The following is an 18,002-nucleotide window of genomic DNA, read 5'->3' as shown; positions in this document are numbered from 1 at the left end:
TCACATTAACGCCAGCATTTCATTTACAATAAATGTGTAGGGGGTGTCGTCGTGCATAAAACAATTTTAGTCGTGCATGGGATGCGCAAAGGAAAATTAAATGAAACGTTGTTGAACTTTATTCATCGCACCTTTAATGACAACGTCGTGGATTATGATGTTGCATTTTTGGAGAGTGAAACGATACAGCTCGATGAAGTGATTCAAAATAACATTGATGCAGGGTATCAGCGTATACACCTAATACCATTATTGTTATTTTCAGCGTCGCATTACTATGAAGATATTCAAGCGATATGCGAAACGTTTAACAAAAGAGAATCAAATCTTCAATTGGTACTAGGAAAACCTTTAGGAACCCATCCAATGATGAAACAATGGGTCGAATCACAAATAGATTCGTATCAACATGAGATGGATGCTTCTACAGGTATTGTACTTTTTGCGCACGGTAATGCAAGGTTTAATGAGCCAGACATCGCATTGACTGAAATTTGTGACAAATTATCCACACCAACTCGACCTTGTTATCCAAGTATGGTGTATGGCGACTATACTTTTACAACAACGTTACCTCAAATAGCGCAAAAACATCATAAGTTAATCATTATTCCATTCTTTTTTTATGATGGGTATCTTGTAAATAAGTCAAAACGACGCATACAAGAACTTAATTTACCAAACACCATTGTCTATACATCGGCGATTAATTTCCATCCTGTATTGGAAGCTGTAGTTCGAGAGAGAATGGCAGAATGCGAGGAGGTGCCGCATGTATCCCATTCAATTGAATCTTGCAAGTAAACATGTCGTCATAGTGGGTGGCGGTAAAATTGCTTGGAGGAAGTTTTCAAAGTTGGTTACAGAACCTTGTTCAATTGATGTTGTGAGTCCTAAGTTTCATGATGCTTTTGAAATGTTACAGCCTTCAGAACGACTCAGGTTGATTCGAGAACCTTATCATAAAGCGCACCTCAAACATGCGGATTTGATTATCATTGCGACGAACGATCCCCAAACGAATAACCAAGTTGCTATGGATGCTTTACCTTCACAATGGATAAACCATACAGGTGATCAGACACAATCCGATTTTTTTAATATGTTAACGATTGAACATCAAGATTTAATCATTGGTGTGAGTTCAAACGGGCAAAATATAGAACGAACGAAACGATATGCAGCGAAAATCAAAACATTTTTAGCTGCAGATGAGGAGGATATGCATGAGTAAGACGAAACTTTTGATGATTGGTAATGGTATGGCAGGTGTACGCACAATTGAGGAAATTTTAGAACGTGATCCAGAACGTTTTGAAATAACGATTATAGGTAAGGAACCGTATCCAAATTATAATCGTATAATGTTATCTAACATTCTTCAAAATAAAATGACAGTTGAAGAAACGATTATGAATCCTTACGAATGGTATGAAGAACACGGCATTCATCTGATTACGGGTGATAAAGTGGTTAAGATTAACCGCAAAGCGAAAGAAGTGGAGACTGAAAAAGGTCAAATCGTCTCTTATGATCAAATGATTATTGCCACAGGCTCTGACTCATTTATTTTACCCATCGATGGCTCTCGACTAGAAGGTGTAGTAGGTTTTAGAACGATTGATGATACTGAAAAAATGTTAGAAACTGCCAAAACGAAGAAAAATGCGATTGTTATAGGTGGGGGCTTACTTGGACTTGAGTGTGCACGTGGTCTTGTAGATCAAGGTATGAATGTAACAGTTGTGCATTTAGCAGAGTGGTTAATGGAAGTACAACTCGATCGTAAAGCAGGAGAACTTTTAAAAGCAGATCTTGAAAAACAAGGCATTCATTTTGAACTTCAAGCGAATACTCAAGAAATTTTAGGTGAGCAACATGTGGAAGGTATTCGCCTTTCTGATGGCCGTATATTAGAAGCGGATATGGTGGTCATGGCCGTAGGGATTCGTCCAGTGACGAAAGAGGCACGTGCTGCTGGCTTAGAAATCGGTCGAGGTATTGTCGTCGATGACTTTATGAAAACAAGTGATCCGAATATTTATGCAGTTGGTGAATGTGCTGAGCACCGTTCAAAAGTTTATGGTTTAGTGGCACCACTTTATGACCAAGGTAAAGTATTAGCAGACCATATTACGGGTCAACCTACAGAAGGTTATAAAGGTTCGACAACTTTCACTTCATTAAAAGTATCAGGCTGTGACTTATTTAGTGCAGGATGGATCACAGAATCAGACGGTGTACGTGGCATTGAAACATTTAATGGTGTCGATAACATTTATAAGAAAGTATTTGTCAAAGATAAAACCATTGTTGGCGCAGTGTTATACGGTGATACAGAAGAAGGTAACCGCTTCTACAACATGATGAAAAAAGGCGATACGATTGATGAATATACACTTGTGTCAATTCTGCATAAAGCCGGTGAAGTAGATGCCATCAGTGTGGCAGACATGGATAATGACGAAACGATTTGTGGATGTAACGGGGTGTCAAAAGGGACTATCGTCCAAGCGATTCATGATCAAGGTCTAAAATCAGTTGCAGAAGTGACAAAAGCGACTAAAGCTGGGAACTCATGTGGTAAATGTAAAGGTCAAATTGCTGAACTTTTAGAGCATACACTGGGTGATGATTTTGTCGCATCAGCGCCTACGGGTATTTGTGCATGTACAGATTTATCGCGAGACCAAATTGTGACACAAATCCGTGCAAAAGGGCTTAAAACATCAAAAGAAGTGCGTCATGTATTAGACTTCAAGGATAAAGGTGGCTGTCCAAAATGTCGTCCAGCCATCAACTACTATTTAAACATGGTATATCCACATGAACATGAAGATGAAAAAGCATCACGCTTTGCCAATGAACGTTATCATGCCAATATTCAAAATGATGGAACATTCTCTGTTATCCCTCAAATGCGTGGTGGTGTGACAGATGCAGATCAATTGATTCGACTTGGTGAAGTGGCGAAAAAATACGATGTGCCATTAGTAAAAGTAACAGGTTCTCAACGTATTGGTTTGTATGGTGTGAAAAAAGAGGAACTGCCTAAAGTTTGGGAAGATTTAGATATGCGTTCTGCCTCTGCATATGGTAAGAAAACACGTTCAGTTAAAAGCTGTGTAGGTAAAGAATTCTGTCGCTTTGGCACACAATATACAACAAAGCTTGGCATACGTTTAGAAAAGACGTTTGAGTATATTGATACACCACATAAATTTAAAATGGGGGTATCAGGTTGTCCACGTAGTTGTGTAGAATCTGGCGTCAAAGATTTTGGTGTCATTGGTGTTGAAAATGGTTTCCAAATTTATGTAGGTGGAAACGGTGGTACAGATGTCGTTGTTGCTGAACATTTAACGACCGTTGAAACAGAAGATGACGTTGTTAAATTATGTGGTGCGTATATGCAGTATTATCGTGAAACAGGCATTTACGCTGAACGTACAGCACCATGGTTAAAACGTTTAGGTTTTGAACAGGTGAAGTCTGTTGTGTTAGACCCGGAAAAACAAGATGAGTTATTTAATCGTATTATGGATGCGAAACGTGCTTATGACAATGAACCATGGCAAGAAGTCGTAGAGGACGCGCGTAAACGTTCAATCTTTGAAGTGGAGAAGGTGTAATCATGGCAATCACTCATGAAAAAGTAAAAGTAGCACATATTTCTGAATTAGAACCATTAATTGGTAAAAAAGTTATTGTAGGGGATTTACAAATTGGTTTGTTTTTGACAGAAGAAGGCGATATTCACGCGATAAACAACGTATGTCCGCATAAACAAGGACCGCTTTCTGAAGGCACGGTGAGTGGGCATTATGTATTCTGTCCATTGCATGATCAAAAAATCGACTTAACGTCGGGTGAAGTTCAAGAACCTGATGAAGGTTGTGTGGCGACGTATCCTGTTGAAGTTATTGATGGGGACATTTACCTATGTCTATAACTGATGCACCACAAGTATACCTTGTGGGTGCAGGACCAGGTAATCCTTTATTATTATCCAAAAAGGCAGAGCGTTGTATCCAACGTGCCGATGTGATTCTTTATGACCAGCTTGTGAATCCCTTTATTTTGCAACTCTCCTCGCCTGAGACGGAATGGATTCATGTCGGCAAAACGCCTTACACGACGTATATGAGGCAAGATGAAATCAATGCATTGATGATTGAAAAAACGAAAACACATCGGACTGTTGTACGTTTAAAAGGAGGCGACCCAGCCATCTTTGGCCGTCTTGCGGATGAGGTTGATATTTTAAAAGCACATCATATTACTTATGAAGTCGTGCCAGGAATTACTGCTGCTAGTGCTGCTATGAGTCAACTTCATCGAGGATTGACTGAGAGAGGTGTTGCGCGCAATATTACATTTACAACCGGCCACTTTAAAGATGATGAAGAAAATCCAATTGATATTACGACACTTAAAAATGGTGGTACATTAGCCATTTATATGGGGGTCAAACGTTTGCCGAAGTTAATGCAAGAAGTTCAGGATGAGGTTGAAGAGGATTTACCGGTAGCCGTTATTTTCAATGCAACATGTGTGAATCAACAAGTTATTTCTGGACACGTGTCGTCAATCACAGCTAAAATTGCTGCCTTGCCTGAACGCCCAGGACCTGGGATTACGATTATGGGACATGTTGTAAGAAATATTTTAGAGGAAGTGCCCGCATTGTCTGAGATAAATTACGTATGTATCAAAGGAAGACGCGACCTTTGTATGGCGCACGCCATGGATATATATGAAAATGGCGGTTGGGCTATTATCGACGACAGAGTAACGTCAACACTACATCCAACTCAAGTTGAAATATTAACTGCATTAATTGAAAAAACGCCATTTACACACGTGTTAAATGAAGCTTAAACGGATAGTACATTGGGTTCATATTAATCATGCATTATTCAGTTCATCTTTAGGTAATATGTGAGCGTTAACTGAATCCCTAGTTCCCATTTTAGAACCATGAAATATATTTTCTAACACCTTCAAAGTTCAAGTGAGGATATACTTTGAAGGTGTTTTGTAACTTTAATAATCATTTGTACGTATCTTTAAAATAAATTCATATAAAATTCATGATTATTTCATACTTTAAAGTGATATTGTGCTAGGATGGTAGTGTACGACATTTTAAAGGAGGTTACATATGAAGCGATTAGGGTTTTATACTGTTTTTATGATGGTTATGATACTTAGCATTCTGTGCTTCGTGCCTGGAACATCGACATATGCTGAAACGGCATCACCACCGTCAGAAAAAACAACCAACGTACAGCAAACATCATCTGAACCTGTGTCGACAACATCTTCAGTCACACAGTCACCATCGATGAATCATACAAATAAACAGACATCTACGGCAACGACATCTGATGCGTCTCAACCACAATCTACAGATCATCACGTGCAACCACAAGTGTCAACAGTAACAGCTGATACAGCATCTCATGAGACTGTCAATCAAAAGGAATCTCAATCAGCAAAACGCACACTAACCGGGATTCAATCTCAGGCGACAGCACAACCGAAACAGGCACAGGCAAAACCATCTCAGACACACACCATATTACATACGAATGATATTCATGGACGTCTCGTTGAAGAAGAGGGTCGTGTCATCGGGATGGCAAAAACCAAAACCATTAAGGATCAATATCAACCGGATTTAATGTTAGATGCGGGGGATGCATTTCAAGGTTTACCATTATCAAATCAATCTAAAGGTGAAGAAATGGCGAAAGCGATGAATGCCGTTGGATATGATGCGATGGTAGCTGGTAACCATGAATTTGATTTTGGCTACGATCAATTGAAAAAGTTAGAAAGTATGTTAAACTTTCCGATTTTAAGTTCGAACGTCTATAAAGATGGGAAACTAGCATTTAAACCATCTACCATAATTGAAAAAAATGGCGTCCGTTACGGCATTATCGGTGTTACAACACCTGAAACCAAAACGAAAACAAGTCCGACAGGTATCAAAGGTGTCACATTTGATGACCCACTTAAGAGCGTTTTACGTGAAATGGATGCCTTAAATGGTAAAGTCGATACATTTGTCATTTTATCTCATCTGGGTGTCGATTCAACGACTCAAGAGACGTGGCGCTCGGATTACCTTACGCAACAAATTAATCGACGCACACAGTATACAGTGCCTACCATTGTCATTGATGGCCATTCACATACGGTGATGCAGCATGGCCAAATGTATGGGCGTGATTTACTTGCGCAAACAGGAACAGCGCTTGCGAATATTGGTAAAATTGATTTTAATTTTGCCAATAATACAGTAAGTGATTTGAAAGCATCTTTAATCAGTGTGAAAGATGTTGCACAAGTACAACCAGATCCAACAGTGAAAGCGCAAGTTGATAGAGCGAATGATGCATTCTTAAAAGAAACGTCAGCAGTCGTTATACCGAATAATACAATTGTTTTTGAAGGCGAACGTGACAAGGTTAGACGTCATGAGACAAATTTAGGGAACGCGATTGCGGATGCAATGGAAGCATATAGCAAGGATCACTTTAGTCAACCAGCTGATTTTGCGGTAACGAACAGTGGAGGCATACGTGCTTCTATTAACAAAGGTGAAGTCACACTCAACCATATTATTACAGTACTGCCATTTGGTAACACCATTTCTCAAATTAAAGTGAAAGGATCAGATGTACGCGCTGCATTTGAACATAGTTTAAGTGCACCTACAGAAAATGTAAACGGTACGACGCAATTGTCTGCGAATGGCGGCTTGTTACAAATTTCTAAATCTATACGTGTATATTATGATATGGCACAACCAGCCGGCAAACGTATCAAAGCGATTCATGTTTTAAATAAGCAAACAGGTAAGTTTGAGGCGTTAGATTTAAATCGCACATATCGCATTGCGACGAATGATTTTACAGCATCTGGTGGAGATGGCTATACAATGTTAAATGGACCTAGAGAAGAAGGATTATCTTTAGATAAAGTGTTTGCGGATTACTTAAAACAAGCCGATTTATCACAATATGATACAACGGCGCCAACACGCATTATTAACGGCGATCCTGAAGCTTTAGAAACTCAAGAAGATAAAGTGATACCTTTCCCTAAACAACCGAAAGCACCGAATCAAGCACCGTTACCAAATGATACGAATCAACAATCAAAAATTCGAAAAATCAATAACAACGTGATAGTTTCAAATCAAACGCATCATATGAACAACGGTACTAAAGCCATAGGCTATGCACCTTCAATTCAAATGAATAGTCAGAATGGTTATGTCAATGCGAAAGGCAAACGCGTATTATTACGCACTGGTCAAGATTTATTATCGACAAACCAGTCACAACAGTTACCTGATACAGGACATTCTCAACAAACGCCAATATGGCTTGGTGGTTTGCTTGTTATGGGTGGTATGGTTTTAATAAGACGCTACACTGCTTGAGAAGATTGAAAGATAAATTAAATAATTGCATCTTTTGAAGTGTAAAGATTAAGCGCTCAAAATTCCACATTGGATTTTGAGCGTTTTTTGTGTTGATTTTTAATTCATCACATTTTATGAGGTTTAAATTGGCATTGATTTGTAAAAACAAAAGTTATTGTTCATCAACTATGTGAATTTTTTAACATTAGGGGATTTTACTATCGAATTAGGTATTTCCCTAATGTTGTGTGTAAAGGTTGAATTATACAATTAAATTAAGTTGGAAAGCCTATGTATTTAAGGAGGATGAACATGGTTAAATTTGGATTGAATTTCTTTAAACCTACTGAAAAGTTCAATGGGAACTGGTCGGTTTTAGAACATAAAAGCCGTGAATGGGAAAAGATGTATAGAGAACGTTGGAGCCACGATAAAGTGGTGCGTACAACACATGGTGTGAACTGTACGGGCTCATGTTCGTGGAAAGTATTTGTTAAAAATGGTGTCATTACATGGGAGAATCAACAAATAGACTATCCAAGTTGCGGACCTGATATGCCTGAATTTGAGCCGCGTGGTTGCCCACGAGGTGCATCATTTTCATGGTATGAATACAGTCCATTACGTATTAAATACCCATATGTCCGTGGAAAATTATGGGATTTATGGACAAGTGCATTAGAAGAACACCAAGATCCAATCAAGGCATGGGCTTCCATTGTAGAGGACGAGGAAAAAGCGACAATTTACAAATCTGCACGTGGAAAAGGTGGACATATTCGCGCAAATTGGAAAGACGTGTCGCAGCTGATTGCAGCACAATTAATTTACACAATTAAAAAAGATGGTCCAGACCGTATCGCTGGCTTTACACCAATTCCTGCTATGTCAATGATTAGTTATGCAGCGGGTGCTCGCTTCATTTCATTACTTGGTGGAGAAATGTTAAGTTTCTATGATTGGTACGCAGATTTACCACCAGCATCTCCACAAATTTGGGGTGAACAAACAGACGTTCCAGAATCAAGTGACTGGTATAACTCGTCATACATTATGATGTGGGGCTCTAACGTACCGTTAACACGTACGCCAGATGCGCATTTTATGACTGAAGTACGCTACAAAGGTGCAAAAGTGATTTCGGTAGCACCTGACTATGCTGAAAACGTTAAGTTTGCGGATAATTGGATGGCACCTAATCCGGGTACGGATGCAGCCATTGCACAAGCGATGACGCACGTCATTCTTCAAGAGTTTTATGAAGATAACCCTTCAGAAATGTTTATTAATTATGCGAAACAATATTCTGATATGCCATTTATCATTCGATTAGATCAAGATGACAAAGGGTACAAAGCGGGTCGCTTTTTACGCTCAAGTGATTTAGGAAGCACAACCCCTAACAGTGAGTGGAAACCGGTAGTTATTGATGCTTTAACAGATACGATTCAGGTGCCTAACGGTACTATGGGTCAACGTTGGGAAGATGGTAAGCAATGGAACTTAAAACTAGAAAATGAACAAGGCGAAAAAATTGATCCGAGTATGTCTGTCGTAAGTGGCGAACATGAAATTGTAACGATTCAATTCCCTTACTTTGACAATGCGGGTAATGGTGTGTTTGAACGTCCAATAGCAGTGCGTAAAGTCACTTTAGCAAACGGTGAAGAAGTGCTTGCAGCAACGATTTATGACTTGATGACAAGTCAATATGGCGTTAAACGATTTAATCACCCATTAGAATCGAAAGACTTTAATGACGCAGAATCATTCTATACACCTGCTTGGCAAGAAAAAGTGACAAGCGTTAAAGCAAATTTAGTGACTCAAGTCGCACGTGAATTTGCACAAAATGCGATTGATACAGGCGGTCGCTCAATGATTATCATGGGTGCAGGTATTAACCACTGGTTTAACTCTGATATGATTTACCGTTCAATATTGAACCTCGTTGTACTTTGTGGATGTCAAGGCGTTAACGGAGGCGGATGGGCACACTATGTAGGCCAAGAAAAATGTCGTCCGATTGAAGGATGGAGTACGATTGCCTTTGCGAAAGACTGGCAAGGTCCACCACGTTTACAAAATGGGACAAGTTGGTTCTACTTTGCAACGGATCAATGGAAATATGAAGAATCTGGCGTAGACCGTTTGGCATCACCGCTTGCTGACAATGTGAAGTTGCAACACCCTGCAGATTATAACGTATTAGCTGCACGTAATGGTTGGTTACCATCATACCCGCAATTTGATCGCAACAGTTTATTGTGGGGAGAAGAAGCTAAAGATGCAGGTGATTTTACGAATGAAGCAGTATTAAAACGTGCGTTAGAAGATGTGAAATCACGTAAAACAAAATTTGCGATTGAAGATCCAGATTTACGTAAAAACCATCCAAAGTCATTGTTCGTATGGCGTTCAAACTTAATTTCAAGTTCTGCTAAAGGACAAGAATATTTCATGAAACATTTGCTAGGTGCGAAATCTGCCTTAATGGCAGAACCAAATGAAACTGAGAAACCTGAAGAGATTACTTGGCGAGAAGATACGGTCGGTAAATTAGACTTACTTGTGTCATTAGATTTCCGTATGACTGCAACACCACTATACTCTGACATCGTGTTGCCGGCAGCGACATGGTATGAAAAACATGACCTATCGTCAACAGATATGCATCCATTTATCCATCCGTTCAATCCAGCAATCGATCCATTATGGGAATCTCGTTCAGATTGGGATATCTTCAAAACGATTAGTAAAACATTCTCAGATATGGCACGCGTACACTTAACTGGTACGTATAAGGATGTTGTTACAGCACCACTTGCGCACGACTCTAAACAAGAAATTTCACTTGCATATGGTAAAGTTCACGACTGGACAAAAGGTGAAATTGAACCTATTCCAGGTAAAACAATGCCAGGATTTGCGGTTGTAGACCGTACGTACACAGACGTGCATGATAAGTACATTTCAGTAGGACCTTTATTAGAAAATGGTAAAGTGGGTGCGCACGGCGTAAGCTTCTCAGTTAAAGAAGAATACGATGAATTACGAAGTATGGTCGGCACATGGGAAGATGATACAGTTAAAAACAATAAACCAAGAATTGATACGGCACGTAAAGTTGCAGATGTCATTCTTAATGTATCATCCGCTTCAAATGGGCGTGTATCTCAAAAATCATATGAAGATCTTGAAGCACAAACAGGGATGCAGTTAAAAGATATTTCAGGTGAACGTGCATCTGAAAAAATCACATTCTTAAATATTACGTCGCAACCAAGAGAAGTGATACCAACAGCGGTATTCCCTGGATCTAATAAACAAGGGCGTAGATATTCGCCATTTACAACAAATATTGAGCGCTTAGTTCCATTTAGAACGTTAACTGGACGTCAAAGTTATTATATTGACCATGAAGTGTTCCAACAATTCGGTGAGCAATTACCAGTTTATAAACCAACATTGCCACCAATGGTATTTGGTTCAAAAGATAAACAAGTGAAAGGCGGACAAGATTCACTCGTACTGCGCTATTTAACGCCACATGGTAAATGGAATATCCACTCAACATACCAAGATAACCAACACATGTTGACGTTATTCCGTGGTGGTCCAACAGTTTGGATTTCAAATGAGGATGCAGCGCAACATGATATTGAGGATAATGATTGGTTAGAAGTGTATAACCGTAACGGTGTCGTCACAGCAAGAGCGGTTGTTTCACATCGTATGCCACGAGGCACAATGTTTATGTATCATGCGCAAGATAAACACATTGAAACACCAGGATCTGAAATTTCTGGTACACGTGGGGGCTCACACAATGCGCCAACACGCATTCACTTAAAACCTACACAATTAATGGGTGGTTATGCGCAAATCAGTTATTCATTTAACTATTATGGACCAATAGGGAACCAACGTGATGTATACGTTGCGGTGAGAAAGATGAAAGAGGTGGATTGGCTTGAAGATTAAAGCACAAGTTGCAATGGTGTTAAACCTAGACAAATGTATCGGTTGTCATACGTGTAGTGTGACATGTAAAAGCACATGGACCAATCGACCTGGTGCAGAATATATGTGGTTTAACAACGTAGAGACGAAACCAGGTATCGGTTATCCAAAACGTTGGGAAGACCAAGAGCACTATAAAGGTGGCTGGAGATTAAATAAAAAAGGAAAGTTGGAATTAAAATCTGGAACGCGTATTAATAAAATCGCACTCGGTAAAATTTTCTACAACCCTGATATGCCAGTCATTAAAGATTATTATGAACCATGGACATACAACTATGAACATTTAACAACAGCAAAAGCCTCTGAACATTCACCAGTCGCAAAAGCACATTCAGCAATGACAGGTCAACGTATGGATATTGAATGGGGCCCTAACTGGGAAGATGACTTAGCGGGTGGTCACGTTACGGGACCACAGGATCCGAATATTCAAAAAATCGAAGAAGAGATTAAATTCAACTTTGACCAAACATTTATGATGTATTTACCACGTTTATGCGAACATTGCTTAAATCCGAGCTGTGTGGCCTCTTGTCCATCTGGCGCGATGTATAAACGTGACGAAGACGGCATTGTTCTTGTAGACCAAGAAGCTTGTCGCGGCTGGCGTTACTGCATGACAGGTTGTCCGTACAAAAAAGTATACTTCAACTGGAAAACGAATAAAGCTGAAAAATGTACATTCTGTTTCCCTCGTGTTGAAGCTGGAATTCCAACAGTATGTTCGGAAACATGTACAGGTCGTATGCGTTATTTAGGCGTCTTACTTTATGATGCAGACCGTGTTCAAGAAGCGGCGACAGCTGAAAACGAACAAGACTTATATGAAAAACAACTCGACTTATTCTTAAATCCATTTGATGAAGCAGTAATCGAGCAAGCTGAAAAAGATGGTATTTCACAAGAGTGGATTGAAGCAGCACAAAACTCACCGATTTATAAACTTGCAATCGAATATAAATTGGCATTCCCATTACATCCAGAGTACCGTACAATGCCGATGGTTTGGTATTGTCCACCGCTGAGTCCAATTATGAATTACTTCGAAGGTAAAAATGCGGGCAATAACCCAGATGCGATTTTTCCTGCAATTGAAGAAATGCGTCTACCTGTTCAATATCTTGCAGAATTATTTACTGCTGGCGATACGACTGCAGTGAAAGGTTCGTTGCAACGTATGGCTATGATGCGTAGCTACATGCGTGCACAAAATACAGGTCGTGACTTTGATATGTCACGATTAGAACGTGTCGGATTAACAGAACGTCAAGCAAAAGATATGTATCGTTTGTTAGCCATTGCAAAACATGAAGATCGCTTCGTGATTCCAACATCGCATAAAGAACAATATATGGACACGTATGCTGCACAAGGTAGCCAAGGCTATGGTGGTGAACACTTCGGTGCAAACTGTGACGGTTGTGGCGTACCTGTAGGTGCAGGTGGTAAAACGGGTCAAGAAATATACAACGACAACTTCTATGGAGGGATCTTCCGTGATTAATCTTGAAATGCTCAAGTATTACAAAGAGACATTTGCTTATCTGAGCCAACAATTAAGTTTTCCGGAAAAATTGACCTTTCATCCTAAAACATTTGATGCGATTTTCAGTGAGGATCACCCTGCGTATCCTCACGTGAAAGCGTATCGTGAACGTATGTATGAATTAAGTTTGTCTGAAATTAAATCTTTGTACACGGATACGTTTGACTTTAATAAGAAAACAACGTTATATATGACCTTCAATAAATTTGATACGCAAAAAGAGCGCGGACAAATGCTAGCAAAGCTTAAAGTTTTATATGAAATGTTTGGCCTAGAAATGCCAGCATCAGAGCTCTCTGATTATTTACCATTAATGCTTGAATTTTTATATGCAGCACCGATTGATGGCGATGATCGCGCACAAGAAAATATGCAATTGCTTATTATGATTATTGAAGATGGCACGTATCCAATGATGAAATATTTAGAGGAAAAGGGTAATCCATATAGTCATTTAATACGAGGTTTACGAGAAACGTTAAAACGTTGCATCGTACAAGACAATGAGGTGACACAACATGTTTAATCAATTTTTGTGGGTAATCTTCCCATATCTCTGTCTTGCAATCTTCATAATTGGTCATATTGCACGTTATAAATTTGATCAATTTTCATGGACTGCAAAATCAAGTGAATTTATTGAAAAAAAGCAACTTAAATGGGGAAGTTTATTATTTCATTTAGGTATTATTCCTGTGTTCTTTGGACATGTCGTTGGACTATTAATTCCGGCGCACTGGTTAGAAGCGATAGGTGTAAATAACCACCTGTACCATATTGGAGCTGTGTATATTGGTAGTATATTTGGTATAATAACATTAATCGGTATGTTTTTATTAACAGCAAGACGTGTAACAAAAGCAAATGTACGTCGATTGAGCTCTGCATCAGATATACTTGTCAACTTTTTATTATTAGTCATTGTGTTTGCTGGTCTTTATGCAACACTCGTTGTAAATGCTACAACGCCAGATTTTGATTATCGTCAAACAATTTCTATATGGTTCAGAGGGTTGTTTATGTTTAGCCCTGATGCAAACTTAATGACAGCTGTGCCATTTGCGTTTAAATTACATGTATTGTTAGGTTTTTCAATTATGGCTTTGTGGCCGTTTACAAGACTTGTTCATGTATGGAGTGTCCCATTATCATATGCGAGCCGTAGTTATATTATTTACCGTAAACATAAAGTATAAATAAAGATGGGGTGATGACCGTGGACCCAATTGATTTTTCCAAGCATGATTATCAATCGGAGCTTGAAGTGTTGCGACTTCGCTTTGGCTTTGATTTTGCAGGACTTGCATTACCTACAGAAGATCACGCGGGCATGAAAATCAAATGGCGTTACGTGTCAGGTAATCTGAATAATAGATATCAACGCATCGTTCTCCGTAATGGACGTGGCATTGCTGGTACTGTCATGAAAACAGGAAAGTCAATGACTATTGCTGATACAAACCAAGAAGAAATACAACAATCATTATTTAATTTTCCGATACTCTTGAGTGAGCAATTGACTGCACTCGTAGCAATACCGCTTTGGCACAATCATCGTGTCAAAGGGGTCTTGTTATTTGGTCAGAGAAACGGAAAACCCTTACCTAACAAGACACGCGACGTCATTAATATTAAAGGAATTGGTTCATTAACAAGTGAAGACAGGGTGATATTATAATGAAATCTAAAACGAAACCGCATGTTTTAAATGAGTTATTGTTATCACATTTTGAAAATACAACTGAAATGATTCTCTTTATTGACCGTGATGGGGATGTTATTTTTATGAACAACGCTGCTAAGCGTGTGCTTTCAGATGATAATCATATACAGACGATAACATCTAATACGATATGCGGACGTTGTGAAGGGTATACGACAGAACATGCGTTAAAAACGTGCTACAATTGCTTTCTTGAAACACAAGAAATGGGGAATTCAACCTTTCAAGTGTTCATGAAAACACGTGAAAATAAAGTGGAACCTTTTACTGCAATGTATCAAACTATAGATTCAGAGCAAGATATTAAAGTTTTTACACTTCAAAATGTAACACAACAACTCGAACGCCATGAAAAATTACATCAACGGCACATGATTCAAAAAACCATTGCTGCACAAGAAAATGAACGTAAACGCATATCGAGAGAACTTCATGATGGTGTTGTTCAAGAGCTAATCAATGTGAATGTAGAGATGCGTCTGCTTAAATATCAACAAAATATGGAAAGTATGATTAAACAATCTCATAATATAGAAGGTTTAATGTCTAAGCTTATTGATGATATACGTAATTTATCCTCAGAATTAAGACCGTCATCATTAGATGACCTTGGTTTAGATGCAGCATTTAAAACATACTTTAAGCAACTTGAAAACAATTACGGCTTGATGGTGAATTACCACTTCGATATGCCGCCGCAACGCTTTGATAGTGAGATTGAAACGGTTGTATACCGTGTCGTCCAAGAAGCTGTATTTAATGCAATGAAATATGCAAATGTAGATGTCGTAGATGTGAATGTTCGAATTGATAAAAATCGTTTGTTTGCAGAAGTTTCAGATCAAGGGACTGGTTTTGATCCGAAAGACCATCCGAAAGGCTCTGGCCTAGGTTTATATGGAATGAATGAGCGCGCTGAACTTGTTAATGGTAAATTAGATATTAAAACAGAAAAAGGGAAAGGTACTCTCGTCACTTTAGAGGTGCCAATTGAGCAAATTGGGGGCGTTGAGTTTGAAAATCGTAATCGCAGATGATCACGCAGTGGTACGAACAGGCTTTTCTATGATTTTAAACTTCCAAGAAGATATGGAAGTTGTAGGAACAGCTGCAGATGGTGTAGAAGCTTATCAAATGGTCATGAAATACGAACCTGATGTTTTAATTATGGATTTAAGTATGCCACCTGGTGAATCGGGTTTAATTGCGACGAGTAAAATCTTAGATAGTTTTCCTAAAACGAAGATATTGATTTTAACGATGTATGATGATGAGGAATATTTATTTCATGTTTTACGTAGTGGTGCAAGTGGCTATATTTTAAAAAATGCACCAGACGAGCAACTATTACTTGCGATACGTACTGTTTATAAGGGAGAAACATTTATCGATCCAAAGATGACAACATCTCTTGTTAAAGAATTTGTCCATTCTTCGGATGATACCTCTTATTCAAATGATCCATTTAAAGTCTTATCAAAGCGAGAACTTGAAATATTACCGCTCATTGCAAAAGGATATGGGAATAAAGATATTGCTGAAAAACTGTTTGTTTCCGTAAAGACTGTTGAAGCACATAAAACACGCATTATGGATAAATTAAACTTAAAGTCTAAGCCAGAACTCGTGGAATATGCGTTAAAGAAAAAATTATTAGATTTTTAAATTAAACGTTGGAAGTCTTAGTTAAGATTTCTAGCGTTTTTTTACTTTCTGATTTTTATCAATTCGACGTTAAATCATATGTGAAAATGCTAACTTTTTTAGGGGAAGCACCCATATGTGTATAGGGGAAGTCCTTATGTTATTAATTTCACAAGCAAGTTACACTATGTATGAATTAGTTAACACGTATTAAAATGAGAGACAATGGAAAAAGGTCTATACGTTTTGGTACACTGTGAAATTTAAAGAAAAAGGGTGAAAGAGAATGAATAAGTCAAAAGGCGGTCTTCAGCTCGGTTTACAAACACTGAGTCTTGTAGCTGGGTTCATGGCGTGGAGCATTATCGCACCACTGATGCCATTTATTTCTCAAGATATTAAAATCTCAAGTGGACAGTTATCTATCATCTTAGCGATTCCTGTCATTTTAGGTTCAGTCCTTCGTGTACCATTTGGATATTTAACAAACATTGTTGGTGCAAAATGGGTATTTTTTACGAGCTTTATTGTATTACTGATACCTGTTTTCTTACTTAGCCAAGCGACGTCTCCTGGCGCATTAATGTTTGCAGGCTTCTTCTTAGGTGTGGGTGGCGCAATTTTCTCTGTAGGTGTAACATCCATTCCAAAATATTTTTCTAAAGACAAAGTCGGTTTAGCAAACGGGATTTATGGAATGGGGAACTTAGGTACAGCAGTATCTGCGTTCTTAGCACCACCTATCGCAGGTGCGATTGGTTGGCAATCTACTATTAAATTGTATCTTATCGTAATGGCTGTATTTGCGATGATTATGTTCTTCTTAGGTGATGGAAAAGAACCAAAAGTGAAAGTCCCACTTGTTGAGCAATCACGCAAATTGATGGCCAACTACAAATTGTATTATTTAAGCTTCTGGTATTTCATCACATTTGGTGCATTCGTAGCATTTGGTTTATTTTTACCTAACTATTTAGTGACACATTTTGGTATTGATAAAGTAGATGCAGGAATTAGAACAGGTGTATTTATTGCACTCGCAACGTTCTTACGTCCAGTTGGTGGTATGTTAGGAGATAAATTTAACGCAGTGACAATGTTAAAGATTTTCTTCACTATTATGATTGTAGGATCATTCTTGTTAGGTGTTTCTCAAAATATCTTCTTCTTTACACTTGGCTGTTTAACAGTCAGTGTATGTGCAGGTATTGGAAATGGACTCATCTTCAAGCTTGTGCCACATTACTTTACAACAGAAGCGGGTGTGGCAAACGGCATCGTTTCTATGATGGGAGGCCTTGGTGGTTTCTTCCCACCACTTGTCATTTCAGCGGTAACGGGAATGACAGGAACAAGCCATTTAGCCTTTATATTATTAAGTGTCTTCGGTATTATTGCATTAATCACAATCATGAATTTATCAAAACGTGAAAAAAACGTCGCATAAATAAAGTAGCGCGCTAGAGTAGCATTCAATGCCTCTAGCGCGTTTTTGATTAATGACTTCAGTCAGTTGAGCACGTAAAACGTGCGAAACAATAAACCACCTGCTATGCGGGTGGGCAACAAAAGTTATACTAAAAAATCCCTGCTTAGCGTTATAATTAAGGTGTTCAAGCCAA

14 protein-coding genes are annotated in these 18,002 nt (G+C 38.6%); all 14 read left to right on the top strand.

All coding sequences use genetic code 11. The annotated features are described in order from the left end of the window. Window positions 1-51: 51 nt before the first annotated feature. The 14 genes from G8Y85_RS10925 (at window position 52) to G8Y85_RS10860 (ending at window position 17,827) form a co-directional block, all read left to right on the top strand. Window positions 52-804, top strand: a complete 753-nt coding sequence (locus G8Y85_RS10925) for a sirohydrochlorin chelatase (protein ID WP_103345349.1) — start codon at window positions 52-54, stop codon at window positions 802-804. Continuing rightward, entirely contained in the window at window positions 773-1,234 is a 462-nt protein-coding gene (locus G8Y85_RS10920) for a precorrin-2 dehydrogenase/sirohydrochlorin ferrochelatase family protein (protein WP_107371368.1), read from the top strand. Before G8Y85_RS10925 ends, G8Y85_RS10920 begins: the two co-directional genes overlap by 32 nt. Beyond that, entirely contained in the window at window positions 1,227-3,632 is a 2,406-nt protein-coding gene (gene nirB / locus G8Y85_RS10915) for a nitrite reductase large subunit NirB (protein WP_165805824.1), read from the top strand. The genes G8Y85_RS10920 and nirB overlap by 8 nt, the downstream gene beginning before the upstream one ends. Window positions 3,633-3,634: 2 nt before the next feature. Then, window positions 3,635-3,952 carry a nitrite reductase small subunit NirD gene (gene nirD / locus G8Y85_RS10910; RefSeq protein WP_107371369.1) on the top strand — a complete coding sequence of 106 codons (318 nt, stop codon included), beginning with the start codon at window positions 3,635-3,637 and terminating at the stop codon, window positions 3,950-3,952. Next, window positions 3,943-4,881 carry a uroporphyrinogen-III C-methyltransferase gene (gene cobA / locus G8Y85_RS10905; protein WP_165805823.1) on the top strand — a complete coding sequence of 313 codons (939 nt, stop codon included), beginning with the start codon at window positions 3,943-3,945 and terminating at the stop codon, window positions 4,879-4,881. Before nirD ends, cobA begins: the two co-directional genes overlap by 10 nt. Window positions 4,882-5,203: 322 nt before the next feature. Continuing rightward, on the top strand, window positions 5,204-7,459 hold the full coding sequence (locus tag G8Y85_RS10900) for a 5'-nucleotidase C-terminal domain-containing protein (RefSeq protein WP_425338442.1): 2,256 nt from the start codon (window positions 5,204-5,206) through the stop codon (window positions 7,457-7,459). 294 nt (window positions 7,460-7,753) lie between these two features. Then, a complete protein-coding gene (locus G8Y85_RS10895) occupies window positions 7,754-11,425 on the top strand; it encodes a nitrate reductase subunit alpha (RefSeq protein WP_165805821.1) in 3,672 nt (1,223 codons plus the stop codon). Then, window positions 11,415-12,971: a nitrate reductase subunit beta gene (narH, locus tag G8Y85_RS10890; RefSeq protein WP_165805820.1), complete on the top strand. Its 1,557-nt coding sequence runs from the start codon at window positions 11,415-11,417 to the stop codon at window positions 12,969-12,971. Before G8Y85_RS10895 ends, narH begins: the two co-directional genes overlap by 11 nt. Further along, window positions 12,964-13,539, top strand: coding sequence for a nitrate reductase molybdenum cofactor assembly chaperone (gene narJ, locus G8Y85_RS10885; RefSeq protein WP_107401432.1), 576 nt, complete (start codon window positions 12,964-12,966; stop codon window positions 13,537-13,539). Before narH ends, narJ begins: the two co-directional genes overlap by 8 nt. Next, entirely contained in the window at window positions 13,532-14,209 is a 678-nt protein-coding gene (narI, locus tag G8Y85_RS10880; RefSeq protein ID WP_107370984.1) for a respiratory nitrate reductase subunit gamma, read from the top strand. The genes narJ and narI overlap by 8 nt, the downstream gene beginning before the upstream one ends. A 20-nt stretch (window positions 14,210-14,229) precedes the next feature. Next, window positions 14,230-14,691, top strand: coding sequence for a nitrate respiration regulation accessory nitrate sensor NreA (gene nreA / locus G8Y85_RS10875; RefSeq protein WP_103345357.1), 462 nt, complete (start codon window positions 14,230-14,232; stop codon window positions 14,689-14,691). Then, complete coding sequence (locus G8Y85_RS10870) at window positions 14,691-15,773, top strand: sensor histidine kinase (RefSeq protein ID WP_103345358.1); 1,083 nt, start codon at window positions 14,691-14,693, stop codon at window positions 15,771-15,773. Before nreA ends, G8Y85_RS10870 begins: the two co-directional genes overlap by 1 nt. Then, window positions 15,751-16,401, top strand: coding sequence for a nitrate respiration regulation response regulator NreC (gene nreC / locus G8Y85_RS10865; RefSeq protein WP_103345359.1), 651 nt, complete (start codon window positions 15,751-15,753; stop codon window positions 16,399-16,401). The genes G8Y85_RS10870 and nreC overlap by 23 nt, the downstream gene beginning before the upstream one ends. 265 nt (window positions 16,402-16,666) lie before the next feature. Then, entirely contained in the window at window positions 16,667-17,827 is a 1,161-nt protein-coding gene (locus tag G8Y85_RS10860) for a nitrate/nitrite transporter (protein ID WP_165805819.1), read from the top strand. The last annotated feature ends 175 nt before the right edge of the window (window positions 17,828-18,002 follow it).

The sequence above is a fragment of the Staphylococcus sp. 11007852 genome, from assembly GCF_011394325.1.
Taxonomy (GTDB): Bacteria; Bacillota; Bacilli; order Staphylococcales; family Staphylococcaceae; genus Staphylococcus; species Staphylococcus agnetis.
The sequence above is the reverse complement of the archived record's forward strand: the minus strand, read 5'-3'. Positions and strand labels throughout refer to the sequence as shown.

Bases quoted from the DNA above. Each gene is read 5' to 3' on its own strand.
- G8Y85_RS10920 (WP_107371368.1), top strand. From the start codon at position 773: ATGTATCCCATTCAATTGAATCTTGCAAGTAAACATGTCGTCATAGTG.
- nirB (WP_165805824.1), top strand. From the start codon at position 1,227: ATGAGTAAGACGAAACTTTTGATGATTGGTAATGGTATGGCAGGTGTA.
- nirD (WP_107371369.1), top strand. From the start codon at position 3,635: ATGGCAATCACTCATGAAAAAGTAAAAGTAGCACATATTTCTGAATTA.
- cobA (WP_165805823.1), top strand. From the start codon at position 3,943: ATGTCTATAACTGATGCACCACAAGTATACCTTGTGGGTGCAGGACCA.
- G8Y85_RS10900 (WP_425338442.1), top strand. From the start codon at position 5,204: ATGATACTTAGCATTCTGTGCTTCGTGCCTGGAACATCGACATATGCT.
- G8Y85_RS10895 (WP_165805821.1), top strand. From the start codon at position 7,754: ATGGTTAAATTTGGATTGAATTTCTTTAAACCTACTGAAAAGTTCAAT.
- narI (WP_107370984.1), top strand. From the start codon at position 13,532: ATGTTTAATCAATTTTTGTGGGTAATCTTCCCATATCTCTGTCTTGCA.
- G8Y85_RS10870 (WP_103345358.1), top strand. From the start codon at position 14,691: ATGAAATCTAAAACGAAACCGCATGTTTTAAATGAGTTATTGTTATCA.
- G8Y85_RS10860 (WP_165805819.1), top strand. From the start codon at position 16,667: ATGAATAAGTCAAAAGGCGGTCTTCAGCTCGGTTTACAAACACTGAGT.